Below are 13317 nucleotides of genomic sequence, written 5' to 3' on the forward strand. Positions count from 1 at the left end.
CTTCAGCGCCTTACTCTGACCCCATGCAGAGCTGGCGAGAAGTGATGTTGTTGTAATGCGGATTTTGTCTGATTTTTGTTCCGGCACCGGCGTGAGGCGCTACAGCTCGTAAGTCTCGTGTTCGCCCTTGAGCGCCTGCTCGATGAGCTTGCGATTCAGGCTCGGCGAAAGCAGCTCGACGAGCGTATACACATAGCTGCGCAGGTAAGCGCCCTGCTTGAGTGCGACGCGCGTGACGTTGCTGCCGAACAGATGCCCCACGGGCAACGCGCGCAGGTGCCGGTCGCGCTCGGCGTTGAAGGCGATGTCGGCCATGATCCCGACGCCCAGGCCCAGCTCCACATAGGTTTTGATCACGTCGGCGTCGATGGCTTCCAGCACGATGTCGGGCGAGAGCGCGCGCAGGCGGAACGCGTCGTTGATCTTGGTACGCCCGGCGAACGCATTGTCGTAGGTGATCAACGGATACTGGGCCAGATCGTCGAGCGAAAGCGGCTTGCGCTCGAGCAGCGGGTGGTCGGGCAGCATCACCGCCACGTGATGCCACGTGAAGCAGGGCAGCGACACCAGTTCCTTGTAGCCGGAGATGGCCTCGGTCGCGATGCACAGATCGGCCTGGTCATGGAGCACCATTTCCGCGACCTGGGTGGGGCTGCCTTGCAGGATCGAGAGGTGCACCTTCGGAAAGCGCCGCTTGAACTCGGCGATGGCGGCGGGCAGCGAATAGCGCGCCTGCGTGTGCGTGGCGGCGATGGTGAGGTTGCCCTGATCCTGCGCCGCGTAGTCCTTGCCCACGCGCTTGAGGCTCTCCACTTCCTGCAGAATGCGCTCCACCGAGGCGAGGATGATCCGGCCCGGCTCCGTGAGCGAGCGCACGCGCTTGCCGTGGCGCGTAAAGATTTCGACTCCAAGCTCGTCTTCCAGCTCGATGATCGCCTTCGAGACGCCCGGCTGGCTTGTATACAGTGCCTTGGCCGCTTCCGTGAGGTTGAAGTTCTGGCGTACCGCCTCACGCACGAAGCGGAACTGGTGCAGGTTCATAGATAACCCTTATAACCTGTTTGCATATCGACCTGATTTTTGAGTCGTTTGAAATATAAGGCGAGTTTATTACCATTCCTCCAACTTTTCCAATATGGATATCTGTTTTGGTCATTAGCAAATGACCGGCGCGGTTGAAGGCGCGGCCGCCTCGCGAGAGGCAGGACAGAGCGGAAAGAGCGAAGTCGAGAAATCGGAGCGCGGCGTAACCGGAACGCCGCGATTGAACCAAACCCTGGGGTCCCCGAATGTACCAATACGATCAGTACGACCAGACCATCGTCGACGAACGCGTCGCGCAATACAGCGACCAGGTCCGCCGCCGCCTGTCGGGCGAATTGAGCGAAGAAGAGTTCCGTCCGCTGCGTCTGCAAAACGGCCTGTACTACCAGCGTCACGCCTACATGCACCGCATCGCGATTCCGTACGGCAATCTGCGCAGCGACCAGCTCCGCATGCTCGGCACGATCGCGCGCGAGCACGACCGCGGCTACGGCCACTTCTCGACGCGCTCGAACATCCAGTACAACTGGATCAAGCTCGAAGACACGCCGGAAATCCTGCGCAAGCTGGCCTCCGTGCAGATGCACGGCATCCAGACGTCGGGCAACTGCATTCGCAACATCACCGCCGACCAGTTCGCGGGCGTCGCGCCCGACGAGATCGTCGATCCGCGCCCGTGGGCCGAAATCCTGCGCCAGTGGTCGACGTTCCACCCGGAATTCGCGTGGCTGCCGCGCAAGTTCAAGATCGCCGTTTCCGGCACGAAGGAAGACCGCGCCGCCGTGCAGATCCACGATCTGGGCGTCTACCTCGAGCGTAACGAGAAGGGCGAAATCGTCGCGAGCATCCTCGCGGGCGGTGGCCTCGGCCGTACGCCGATCGTCGGCGCCATCATCAAGCGCGACCTGCCGTGGCAGCACCTGCTGACCTACTGCGAAGCCGTGCTGCGCGTGTACAACCGCTACGGCCGCCGCGACAACATGTACAAGGCGCGCATCAAGATCCTCGTGAAGGCGCTCTCGCCGGCGAAGTTCGCCGAGCAGGTCGAAGAAGAGTGGCAGCACCTGAAAGACGGCCCCTCGACGCTCACGCAGGAAGAACTCGATCGCGTCTCGCAGTCCTTCGTGCCGCCGGCGTATGAAAAGATCGCCGATACGGATACGACGTACGAAAAGCATCTGCTGGAAAACCGTGCGTTCGCGCGCTGGGTCGAGCGCAACGTGCGCCCGCACCGCGTGCCGGGCTATTCGTCGGTCACGCTCTCGCTCAAGCCGCGCAACATCGCGCCGGGCGACGCCACCGACGCGCAGATGGAAGCCGTGGCCGACTGGGCCGACGAATACTCGTTCGGCCAGATCCGCGTCTCGCACGAGCAGAACCTGATTCTCGCCGACGTCAAGAAGCACGACCTGTTCGCGCTGTGGGAAAAGGCCAAGGCGCAAGGTTTCGCGACCGCGAACATCGGCCTGTTGACCGACATCATCGCGTGCCCGGGCGGCGACTTCTGCTCGCTCGCCAATGCGAAGTCGATCCCCATCGCGCTGGCCATTCAGGAGCGTTTCGACAACCTCGATTTCGTCTACGACCTGGGCGACCTGTCGCTCAATATCTCGGGTTGCATGAACTCGTGCGGTCACCACCACGTCGGCAACATCGGCATTCTGGGCGTGGATAAGGACGGCTCGGAGTGGTACCAGGTGTCGCTCGGCGGCGAGCAGGGCAACGGCGCGCGCCTTGGCCGCGTGATCGGACCGTCGTTCTCGGCGGAAGAGATGCCCGACGTGATCCAGAAGGTGGTCGACACGTTCGTCGAACTGCGCATCGACGGCGAGCGCTTCATCGACACGTACGACCGCCTCGGCATCGCGCCGTTCAAGGAGCGCGTGTACGCATCGCGCCAGCCGGCCCACGCTTAACGTACGCAACTGAAGTACGCAACGAGACTACGAGATTCGAGCAATGGCATTGATCATCAAAAAACGCGAGATCGTTGAAGACAACTGGCAAGTCGTGCGTGCGGCCGAAGACGGCGCATTGCCCGAGGTCGCCGCGCTGCCCGCCGGCAAGGTGCTGGTGCCGCTCGCCTACTGGCAAGCGCAGCGCGATGCGCTGGTCGCTGCGCGCGGCAAGGACGAACTCGGCGTGTGGCTCGCGCCGGATAGCGAACCGGCCGATATCGCCGGCGATTTCGACAAGCTCGCGCTGATCGGCGTGGACTTTCCCGTGTTCCGCGATGGCCGCGGCTTTTCGATCGGCCGTCTGTTGCGCGAGCGCTATGGCTACAAGGGCGAACTGCGCGCGATCGGCGACGTGCTGCGCGACCAGCTGCGCTTTCACGAACGCTGCGGCTTCGATGCGTTCGCCGTGCGCGCCGACAAGGACATCCACGACGCGCTCAAGGCGTTCACCGAGTTCACGGTGCAATACCAGGGCGCCTTCGACGAACCGTCGCCGCTGTTCCGCCGCCGTCTGGCTCAACAAGCGCAACCAGGTTCGGCAGCATGAGCACCGTCGCGAACGAAATCACGGCTGACCTGCAGGCGAAGATCGAGCGCCTCGACGCGCTGCTCGATTCGATCGCGGCGCGTCACGCCAACGTGAAGCTGGCCAGCAGCCTCGCAGCGGAAGACATGCTGCTCACGCACGCGATTCTTTCGCGCGCTGTGAAAATCGGCGTCTTCTCGCTGAACACGGGCCGCCTGCACGCCGAAACGCTCGGCATGATCGACGTGGTGCGCGAGCGCTACGGCTACGAGATCGAGCAGTTTCATCCGCAACAGGACGCGGTGGACGAATACGTCGCCCAGCACGGCCTGAATGCGTTCTACGAGAGCGTCGATCTGCGCAAGCGCTGCTGCGAAATCCGCAAGGTCGAGCCGCTGAACCGTGCGCTCTCAAACGTTTCCGCCTGGGTCACGGGCCAGCGCCGCGAGCAGTCGGTCACGCGCGCGGAGTTGCACGAGGAAGAACGCGACGAAGCGCGCAACATCGACAAATTCAATCCGCTCGCCGACTGGACCGAAGCCGATGTGTGGGCCTACCTGCGCGCCTTCGAGGTGCCGGTGAACCCGCTGCACGCCCGCGGCTACCCGAGCATCGGCTGCGAGCCCTGCACGCGCGCGATCCGTCCCGGCGAAGACAGCCGCGCGGGCCGCTGGTGGTGGGAATCGCGCGACACGAAGGAATGTGGCTTGCACATCACGTCCGTGTCGGCCATTCCGGTCGTCGAAGTGTCGTCCGAAGTGTCGCCAATCGGCCAGGCGAACTAAGATTCAAGTTTGTCGCGCCGTCGTGAAGACCGGCGCGCTACCGAACACCGAGTACTGCGCGCCCCGTAAAAAGGGCGCGAATAAACGAAGGATCCGAACATGAGCACCACGCTCGACTCAGCAGTGAACGCACCGCTCCAGGTCACGGCGAACCGCATGGACCATCTCGACTGGCTCGAAGCCGAGTCGATCCACATCCTGCGTGAACTCGTCGCCGAATGCAGCAAGCCTGCGCTGCTGTTCTCGGGCGGCAAGGACTCGGTCGTCGTGCTGGCGCTCGCACTCAAGGCGTTCGGCCTCGGCGCGAACCGCAAGACCGCGCTGCCGTTCCCGCTCGTGCACATCGACACGGGCCACAACTACGAGGAAGTGATCGACTTCCGCGATCGCCGCGCAGCCGAAATCGGCGCGGAACTCGTGGTCGGTCACGTGGAAGATTCGATCAAGCGCGGCACCGTGCGCCTGCGCCGCGAAACCGATTCGCGCAACGCCGCGCAAGCGGTCACGCTGCTGGAAACCATCGAGCAATACGGCTACACCGCGATGATCGGTGGTGCACGCCGCGACGAAGAGAAGGCCCGCGCGAAGGAGCGCATCTTCTCGTTCCGCGACGAATTCGGCCAGTGGGACCCGAAGGCGCAGCGCCCGGAACTCTGGAGCCTGTACAACGCGCGCCTGCACAAGGGCGAGCACCTGCGCGTGTTCCCGATCTCGAACTGGACGGAACTGGACGTGTGGCAATACATCGAGCGCGAGAAGCTCGAACTGCCGTCGATCTACTACGCGCACCAGCGCGAGATCGTACGCCGCAACGGCCTGCTCGTGCCGGTCACGCCGCTCACGCCGATGAAGGAAGGCGAAGTCAGCGAAATGGCGCAGGTGCGTTTTCGCACCGTGGGCGACATCAGCTGCACGTGCCCGGTGGCGAGCGATGCCGACAACGTCGAGAAGATCATCGCTGAAACGGCCGTGACCGAGATCACGGAACGCGGTGCGACGCGCATGGACGACCAGGCGTCGGAAGCCGCGATGGAACAGCGCAAGAAGCAAGGTTATTTCTAAAGAGCACGCAGAGGAAAGATTAGACATGGTTACGACGCATCAACCTGAAGACCTCGGCGTGCTGCGCTTCATCACGGCGGGCAGCGTGGACGACGGCAAGAGCACGCTGATCGGCCGCCTGCTGTACGACAGCAAGGCTGTTCTGAGCGACCAGCTCTCGGCGCTTTCGCGTGCGAAGAACAAGCGCACGGTGGGCGACGAGATCGACCTGTCGCTGCTCACCGACGGCCTCGAAGCCGAGCGCGAGCAGGGCATCACGATCGACGTGGCGTACCGTTACTTCGCCACGGCCAAGCGCAAGTTCATCATCGCCGACACGCCGGGCCACGAGCAGTACACGCGCAACATGGTCACGGGCGCTTCGACAGCGCACGCCGCGATCATCCTGATCGACCCGACGCGCGTGACGGTCGAGAACGGTGTCACGCAACTGCTGCCGCAGACCAAGCGCCACAGCGCCATCGTCAAGCTGCTGGGCCTGCAGCACGTGATCGTCGCGATCAACAAGATGGATCTGGTCGATTACAGCGAAGCGACGTTCGACCTGATCCGCGACGCCTATGTCGCGCTCGCGCGCCAGCTTGGCCTCAATGACGTGCGCTTCGTGCCGGTTTCGGCGCTCAAGGGCGACAACATCGTCGCCGCGAGCGAGCGTATGCCGTGGTATGCGGGCGAGCCGCTGCTCGACGTGCTCGAACAGCTGCCGGTCGCGCAAGCGACGGGCGAAGCGCTGCGCTTCCCGGTGCAGTGGGTCGCGCGCCAGGACGGTTCCAGCGCCGACGACTTCCGCGGTTACATGGGCCGTGTCGAAGCGGGCGAAGTGAAGCTTGGCGACGCCATTTCGGTGCTGCCGGCTGGCCGCAGCGCAACGGTGGCCGAAATCATCGCGCCGGTGCCGGGCGGTACGGGGCAGGTGGATCGCGCGTTCGCGGGCCAGACCGTCACGATCCGTCTTTCGGAAGACGTGGACGTCTCGCGCGGCGACACCTTCGTGCCCGCGGCCGATGCTGCGCAACCCGCGAAGAAGCTCGAAGCGGACCTCTGCTGGTTCGACGAAGAGCCGCTCTCGCAGCAGCGCAAGTACCTGCTCAAGCAGACCACGAGCACGGTGTTCGCGAAGATCGGCGCGGTCAAGCAGGTGCTCGACGTGCACACGCTCTCGCACGCCACCGACCGCCACGAACTCGCGATGAACGATATCGGCCGCGTGGCGCTCTCGCTGCAGAAGCCGCTCGTCTGCGACCTGTATGATGCCAATCCTGGCACCGGCGCATTCGTGCTGATCGACGAGGCGACGCATCACACGGTGGCCGCGGGCATGATCCGCGCGTTCTCGGCGTAAGGCATTGCGCGAGGTTGCGGCCGCGCGCGGCCGCAACAATGGATTCGAAGCATATGGGCAAGGTATATCTGATCGGCGCGGGACCGGGCGCAGCGGACCTCATCACGGTACGCGGCGCACGGCTGCTCGCGAGCGCCGACGTCGTGCTGCACGACGCGCTCGTCGAGCCGGCCATGCTCGGGTACGCGCCGCCAACCGCGAAGTTCATCGCGGTCGGCAAGCGCTGCGGGCAGCGCTCCACGGCGCAGCACTTCATCAACAAGCAACTTGTCGATGCGGCGCGCGAGCACGCCGTGGTCGTGCGCCTGAAGGGCGGCGACCCGATGCTGTTCGGCCGAGCCGACGAGGAGATGCGCGCGCTCGAAGCGGCTGGCATCGAGTTCGAAGTCGTGCCGGGCATTACCGCGGCGCTGGCGAGCGCGGCGACGCTGCAACGCTCGCTCACGCTGCGCGGCGTGGCGCGCAGTGTCGCGCTTGCGACGTATTCGCGCGCGGCGGGCAGCGAGGAGATTCGCGAGCAGGTCAACGCCGATTCACTCGTGTTCTACATGGGCCGCGACAGCGCGCCCGAGATCGCGCGCCAGCTGATCGAGGCGGGCCGCGCGGGCGCCACGCCGGTGGCGATCGTCGAAGCTTGCAGCACCGCGCGCGAGCGCACGCTGACGCTGACGCTGGCCGGTCTCGCAGCGGGTGAGGCGCAGGAGTGGCTCGACCCGGCGCAGCCAAGCCTGCTCATGATCGGCGATGCGTTCGCCGAACGCTCAGGGCAGGCGCAACGCGAGGATGATGCGCAGGACGACCATCGAGGCCGTCGCGCCGCGGCATAAGCGCCGCGAAAACAAGGCCAGCAAAGCAAAACGGGCTCGCTGAAAAGCGAGCCCGTTTTTTATGCGTAAGCGGTTTTAGTCGCGATCGTTTTCGATGCAGTAGCGCACGATCGCATCGAGCACCGCATCGTCCTCGCCGACCGCGCCCACACAGCGCAGGCGCACACCCGGATGCTCGCTCTGGCATTGCGCGATCAGCGCGGGCAGATCGCGGCGCACGTGGCCGCCCTGGCCAAAGAACACGGGCACGACCGTGATCGTGTCGCAGCCCGCCGCAGCCTGCCCGGCGATCGCATCGGGCAGGCTCGGCGTCATGAGTTCGAGAAAGGCGAGACCGACCGGACCCGCATCGCCGCGCGAGGCGGCGAGCCTCGTGGCCAGGCGCTGAAACGGCTCTTGCCAGCGCGCGTCGCGCGCGCCGTGGCCGAAGAGAATCATGCCGTGCGTGCCCATGCTTGCGAGCCTGTGCGAATTAGCGGCCGAACGCTTCCGGCATCAATGCCGGTCGACCCATTTGAGCCCGATCAGCCCGACCGCGAGATAGATGAGCCCCGGTGTCGCCGCCGTGAGCGGCGCGGGCCAGGTGTTTAGTGTACCCACGTGCGAGAACAGCGTGTTGACGAGCTGGAAGCTCATGCCGAGCATGATCCCGCCGAACACCTTCATGCCGACCACGCCGGCGCGCGTATGCAGATACGCGAACGGCAGCGAGAGCACGAGCATCACGAACACGGCGAACGGGTAGAGCAGCTTGCGCCAGAACGCAATCTGGTAGCGCTGCGCGTCCTGATGGTTCTCGGTCAGATGCTGGATGTAGCGGAACAGGTTGAACATCGACATCCGGTCGGGCGAAACGAGCAGCACCGAGAGAATGTTCGGCGTGAGCTCCGAGCGCAGCGAGTATTCGGGCGCGGAGGTCTGCTGTGCGCGATAGACCGGATTGAGCGCATCGACCGGCTGGTTCTGCGGCGGCGGCACGCCGATCAGTTGCGTATCGGTCACGTCCTTGAGCAGCCAGTGGCCCGGCGGCTGGAACGTGCCGCTCTTCGCGAGGCGCACGTTGGAAAGCCGGAACTGCGAATCGAATTCGTAGATGCGCACGTTCGTGATGGTCGCGTCGGGCAGCAGCTCGCCGACGTTCACGAAACGCGTGACCTGCTCGCCGTCGGCGCGCGCGGTGAGCGTGTCCTTCACCCACACACCCGACTGGAAGTTGCTCGACACCGCCGAGCCCAACGCCTCGAGACGTACGCGCTCGGAGAGCTGGTCGGTGTAAGGGCCGACGACTTCGCCGATCAGGTAGGTGAGCAGCACGAGCGGCACGCCGATCTTGAGCAGCGAGCGCAGCGCCTGGTTGGTGGCGAGGCCCGACACGCGAAAGATCGTGTACTCGGAATTCGCGGCCATTTGCGCGAACACGTAGATCGCGGCGATGAGCGCTGCGACCGGGATGATCTCGTAGAGCCGCGATGGCGCCTGGAGCGCCACGCGCAGCACCGCGTACTGGAATTTGTAGTTGCCGTGGCCGACCGAGTTCAGCTCGTTGATGAGGTCGAAGAAGAAGAACAGGCCGGAGAAGGCGAACAGGATGAAGATGAACGACAGGTAGACCTGGCGAGCGAAGTATTTTTCGTAGATGCGCATTGTTCAGTTTCCCTCTCAGTTGCCAGGAGAGGCGCGCCGGAACATCGCACGTGTGAAGAGCGGCCGGTTGCGCACGCGTATCCAGAAGATGAACACGACGAGCGCGAGCACCACGGCGTGCAGCAGGACGAGGCCGACGCCGAAGGCCATCTTGCCTTGCTCGATCTGCGATTGCACGACGTTGAGCAGGTTCGAATAGGTGAGATAGATCAGCACTGCCATCACGAGGTTGATCGTGCGGCTGCGGCGCGGGTTCTGGTAGGCAAGCGGAATGCCGAGCAGCATCAGGTTGATCGCGATGAGCGGCAGGCCGGCGCGCCAGGCGAGTTCGCCCAGGTTGTCGTTGGTCGGATGGCGCAGGAGGCCCGGCGTGGACGTCGTGCTCGCCGAAGGCGTGTTCACCAGCGGCTGGCTCGTGATCTTCACGCCGTAACGCTGGAACTCGCTGATGCGGAAGTCCGGGTGGCCGGGCTCGCCGTCGTAGCGGCGGCCGTTTTCGAGCACGACGAAGCGCTCGCCGCTCTTCATGGTTTCGGTGTGGCCCGTCTTCGAGACGATCACGCTCACCTTGCCGTTTTCCGTGCTCGTGACGAACACGTTCTCCACGCGGCCCTGGTCGGGGCTCATGCTCTCGATGAAGAATACGCGGTGCGTGGTGGGCGATTCGCGGAACTGGCCAGGCGCCAGCAGCGACACTTCATCGCGCTGCTGGAAGCGCGCGCGAATCAGTTTGCTTTGCGCATTCGACCACGGCCAGCCGATGAACGCGAAGAACACGATGAGCAGGATGATCGGCGCGGCAAAGGTGGCGACCGGTTTGATCAGGCGCGTGAGGCTTACCCCGGAGGAGAGCCACACGACCATTTCGGAATCCTTGTACCAGCGCGTGAGGACGAACAGGATCGACACGAACAGCGTGACGATGAGCATGACGGCCATGTAGCCGATCACGGTGAGTCCGATCAGCACCAGCACGTCGCGCGGGTCGATCTGACCGGACGCGGCGAAGCCGACGATGCGGATCATCATCGTCGTCAGCATGATCGTGAGCAGAACCATGAACACGGCGCCGGCCGTGTACGCGAGTTCGCGCTGCAGGGAACGTTCGAAGATCATTCTTGATGGGCAGGGCGGGCGGACCATGCCGGGAGGCGCGCAGTTCGCGCAACCGCCCAGGAGCCGCCGCGGGAAAAATAGCGGATAATTGCGGCTTTCATCCTAAGCCCTGATTTTATCCGAGGACAAGCGCGATGGACTTTAGCATAAAAGCCTGTGACTGGAGCAAAGGCGGGGACGGCCCCTTCCTGACCGGCAAGTCGGATTGTGTCGTAGTCGGCGTGTTCGAGGCGCAAACGCTCTCGGGCGCGGCGTTCGCGATCGACAGCGCCATTGGCGGCGCAATCGCGCGCGTCGTCAAGGCCGGCGACATCGACGGCAAGGCCGGCTCCACGCTGTTCCTGCCGGAAGTGAGCGGCATCGGCGCCTCGCGCGTGCTGCTCGTGGGTCTCGGCAAGCAGGACGCGTTCGGCCAGAAGGCTTACGGCGACGCGGTCAAGGCCGCCTGGCGCGCGATCCTCGGCACGAAAATCGCACAGGTCACCTTCACGCTCGCGCAATTGCCGGTGAAGGAGCGCACGGGCGACTGGGGTGTGCGCACCGCCATTCTCGCGCTGCGCAACGAGACCTATCGCTTCACGCAGATGAAGAGCAAGCCCGACGTCTCGCAGCGGGCCCTCAAGCGCGTGGTCTTCAGCATCGACGCCGCCGAAGAGAAGGCCGCCAAGCTTGCGGCGAAGCAGTCTGTCGCGCTCGCCAACGGCATGGACCTCACGCGCGACCTCGGCAATCTGCCGGGCAACGTCTGCACGCCGACCTATCTCGCGGCCACGGCCAAGAAGCTGGCGCGCGACTGGAAGCTCAAGGTCGAGGTGCTCGGCCAGCGCCAGATCGAGACGCTCAAGATGGGTTCGTTTCTTTCTGTAACTAAAGGCTCCGTCGAGCCGCCGCAGTTCATCGTGCTGCACTATCAGGGCGCCAGCGCCAAGGCCGCGCCGATCGTGCTAGTCGGCAAGGGCATCACGTTCGACACGGGCGGCATTTCGCTCAAGCCGGGCGAGGGCATGGACGAGATGAAGTACGACATGTGCGGCGCGGGCTCGGTGCTCGGCACGATCCGCGCGGTCGCCGAAATGGGGCTCAAGCTCAACGTGATCGGCATCATCCCGACCTGCGAGAACATGCCCGCGGGCAACGCCACGAAGCCGGGCGACATCGTCACGACGATGGCGGGCCTGACGGTCGAAGTGCTCAACACCGACGCCGAAGGCCGCCTGATCCTGTGCGACGCGCTCACCTATGCCGAGCGCTTCAAGCCGGCCGCCGTGGTGGACATCGCCACGCTCACGGGCGCCTGCATCATCGCGCTCGGCCATCACAACAGCGGCCTTTTCTCGAAGGACGACGCGCTCGCGGGCGAACTGCTCGACGCTTCGCGCGAAGCGAACGATCCGGCCTGGCGCCTGCCGCTCGACGACGAGTATCAGGACCAGCTCAAGTCGAACTTTGCCGACCTCGCCAACATCGGCGGGCGTCCGGCGGGCAGCGTGACGGCGGCGTGCTTCCTGTCGCGCTTCACCGAAAACTACCCGTGGGCGCACCTCGACATCGCGGGCACGGCGTGGAAGAGCGGCGCGGCCAAGGGGGCAACGGGCCGTCCGGTGCCGCTGCTCGCCCAGTTCCTGATCGATCGCGCCGGGCAATGAGGGCAGGTATGGCGATTGCTGCCCACCTGACGGTGTGTAAAGTGGTGTGGGCATGACGCGCATCGATTTCCACACGAACGTCGGCGACTCGCTGCTGTATGCGTGCCGCCTGGTGCGCAAGGCGTATCAGGCGGGCCAGCAGGCGGTGGTGCTGGCCGAGCCCGCGCGACTGCGCGCGTTCGACGAAATGTTGTGGACCTTTTCGCCGCTCGAGTTCGTGCCGCACTGCATGGCCGACAGCCCGCACGCGGGCGAATCGCCCATCGTGCTGGCAACGGATCTCGAGCGTGCGCCGCATCATCGTGTGCTGCTCAATCTCGGCGCGGAAGTCCCGCCTCAGTTCGCACGCTTCGAACGCCTGCTCGAAGTGATTGGCGATGCGCCCGACGAACTCGCGTCGGGCCGTGAGCGCTATCGTTTCTACCGCGACCGCGGTTACGCGCTCAACAACTACAAGCAGGGCGGCTAAGGCCGGACGCGAGAGGCGTACCGGCGCGCGGCCGACTGCCCCGATCGATGGAGGTATACATGTCCGGCATGCACGAATCGGAAGAGGCTTCGATCCCGCTCTTGAGCGAGGTGATGGTGTCCGGCAATCCGCTGCGCGCGCACAACGTCGAAGAGGCGAAGAGCGCGACGGCCGCTGCCGTCAAGGCCGCCGTGGCCGAGCGCGAGGAGGGCCTGTTCGCGCACGACGCCGACGCGCTCGTCGAGCGCCTGCGGGGCCGTTGCCTGACCTGGCTCACCGGCGAAGGCCGCGCCGTGATCGAGGCGCGCTGCAGCGCCGCGATGCAGGAACATACGAACTGGCTCGTGGGCCAGGTGTCGCGCGAAATCGGTCTTGCGCTCGAAACGGAGCTCACGAACTGGGTGAAGGCCGCCGTGCGCGAAGAGTTGGCGGCGCGCGCGGGGCGACCGCCTTCGGCCTGATTCAGTCAAGTGTGAGGCGGCGAGCGCTCACCCGGGGCCCGCGCCATCACCCCGTTCGCCTCACTTGAGCGTGAGGATCCAGTTCGCGAGCTGGGCCGCCTGGCCTGGGTTCAGCTGCGTGTTGGCCGGCATCTGCACCGTGCCCCACACGCCGCTGCTGCCTTCCAGAATCTTGTGGGTGAGATAGGTCTGCGCGTCGGGCTTGCCCGCGTACTTCGCGGCGACATCGCGCAGGGCGGGACCCATGAAATTGCGGGTCACCGAGTGGCAGCTCATGCAGTTCTGCTGCTGGGCGAGCGCGAGGCCGGTGGGGCCATGCTGCGCGCGGGCCGGGGCTGCCCCGAGTGCGCCGGCAAGGCCGATGGCGAGCGCGGCGGCGAGCGTCGCTGTCTTGTTCTTCGCTTGCGACTTCCGTTTCATACTGGTCTCCGCCAGCG

14 protein-coding genes are annotated in these 13317 nt (G+C 64.9%); 9 read left to right on the forward strand and 5 right to left on the reverse strand.

Annotated elements, in window-relative coordinates; all coding sequences use genetic code 11:
• Positions 1–99: 99 nt before the first annotated feature.
• On the reverse strand, positions 100–1041 hold the full coding sequence (locus tag M3A49_RS27795; protein WP_254355953.1) for a CysB family HTH-type transcriptional regulator: 942 nt from the start codon (positions 1039–1041) through the stop codon (positions 100–102).
• A 248-nt stretch (positions 1042–1289) separates the two neighbouring features.
• Between M3A49_RS27795 and M3A49_RS27800 the strand changes: the two genes are divergently transcribed.
• The 6 genes from M3A49_RS27800 to cobA all read left to right on the forward strand — a co-directional run bounded on the left by M3A49_RS27800 (position 1290) and on the right by cobA (position 7544).
• Positions 1290–2960: a nitrite/sulfite reductase gene (locus M3A49_RS27800; RefSeq protein WP_266231897.1), complete on the forward strand. Its 1671-nt coding sequence runs from the start codon at positions 1290–1292 to the stop codon at positions 2958–2960.
• 43 nt (positions 2961–3003) lie between these two features.
• Positions 3004–3549 (forward strand): DUF934 domain-containing protein, encoded by a 546-nt coding sequence (locus tag M3A49_RS27805; RefSeq protein WP_266231898.1) that lies wholly within the window; start codon positions 3004–3006, stop codon positions 3547–3549.
• The gene (locus M3A49_RS27810) at positions 3546–4313 is read left to right on the forward strand and encodes a phosphoadenylyl-sulfate reductase (protein WP_266231899.1); all 768 of its coding nucleotides are present in this window, start codon (positions 3546–3548) and stop codon (positions 4311–4313) included. Before M3A49_RS27805 ends, M3A49_RS27810 begins: the two co-directional genes overlap by 4 nt.
• A gap of 99 nt (positions 4314–4412) precedes the next feature.
• Entirely contained in the window at positions 4413–5375 is a 963-nt protein-coding gene (cysD, locus tag M3A49_RS27815) for a sulfate adenylyltransferase subunit CysD (protein ID WP_028207775.1), read from the forward strand.
• Positions 5376–5400: 25 nt separating this feature from the next.
• Positions 5401–6717: a sulfate adenylyltransferase subunit 1 gene (locus tag M3A49_RS27820; RefSeq protein ID WP_266231900.1), complete on the forward strand. Its 1317-nt coding sequence runs from the start codon at positions 5401–5403 to the stop codon at positions 6715–6717.
• 53 nt (positions 6718–6770) lie between these two features.
• Positions 6771–7544: a uroporphyrinogen-III C-methyltransferase gene (cobA, locus tag M3A49_RS27825; protein ID WP_266231901.1), complete on the forward strand. Its 774-nt coding sequence runs from the start codon at positions 6771–6773 to the stop codon at positions 7542–7544.
• 75 nt (positions 7545–7619) lie between these two features.
• Here the strand turns inward: cobA and M3A49_RS27830 are convergent, their stop codons facing one another.
• Genes M3A49_RS27830 through lptF form a run of 3 tightly spaced genes read right to left on the reverse strand, consistent with a single transcriptional unit; the run spans position 7620 to position 10304 of the window.
• Positions 7620–7997, reverse strand: a complete 378-nt coding sequence (locus tag M3A49_RS27830) for a sirohydrochlorin chelatase (protein ID WP_266231902.1) — start codon at positions 7995–7997, stop codon at positions 7620–7622.
• Positions 7998–8039: 42 nt separating this feature from the next.
• Complete coding sequence (lptG, locus tag M3A49_RS27835; protein ID WP_254355960.1) at positions 8040–9188, reverse strand: LPS export ABC transporter permease LptG; 1149 nt, start codon at positions 9186–9188, stop codon at positions 8040–8042.
• Positions 9189–9203: 15 nt separating this feature from the next.
• The gene (lptF, locus tag M3A49_RS27840; RefSeq protein ID WP_254355961.1) at positions 9204–10304 is read right to left on the reverse strand and encodes an LPS export ABC transporter permease LptF; all 1101 of its coding nucleotides are present in this window, start codon (positions 10302–10304) and stop codon (positions 9204–9206) included.
• 134 nt (positions 10305–10438) lie between these two features.
• Here lptF and M3A49_RS27845 point away from each other — a divergent pair, with 134 nt between their 5' ends.
• Genes M3A49_RS27845 through M3A49_RS27855 form a run of 3 tightly spaced genes read left to right on the forward strand, consistent with a single transcriptional unit; the run spans position 10439 to position 12880 of the window.
• Positions 10439–11950 (forward strand): leucyl aminopeptidase, encoded by a 1512-nt coding sequence (locus tag M3A49_RS27845; protein ID WP_069265459.1) that lies wholly within the window; start codon positions 10439–10441, stop codon positions 11948–11950.
• Between the two features lie 52 nt (positions 11951–12002).
• Positions 12003–12419, forward strand: coding sequence for a DNA polymerase III subunit chi (locus tag M3A49_RS27850; RefSeq protein ID WP_266231903.1), 417 nt, complete (start codon positions 12003–12005; stop codon positions 12417–12419).
• 59 nt (positions 12420–12478) lie between these two features.
• Positions 12479–12880 carry a DUF2486 family protein gene (locus M3A49_RS27855; protein ID WP_266231904.1) on the forward strand — a complete coding sequence of 134 codons (402 nt, stop codon included), beginning with the start codon at positions 12479–12481 and terminating at the stop codon, positions 12878–12880.
• Positions 12881–12940: 60 nt separating this feature from the next.
• Here M3A49_RS27855 and M3A49_RS27860 read toward each other — a convergent pair whose 3' ends face one another.
• On the reverse strand, positions 12941–13300 hold the full coding sequence (locus M3A49_RS27860) for a c-type cytochrome (RefSeq protein ID WP_028207766.1): 360 nt from the start codon (positions 13298–13300) through the stop codon (positions 12941–12943).
• Positions 13301–13317: the final 17 nt, after the last annotated feature.

The organism is Paraburkholderia sp. CNPSo 3076 (genome assembly GCF_026343935.1).
In the GTDB taxonomy this organism is placed as follows: domain Bacteria; phylum Pseudomonadota; class Gammaproteobacteria; order Burkholderiales; family Burkholderiaceae; genus Paraburkholderia; species Paraburkholderia nodosa.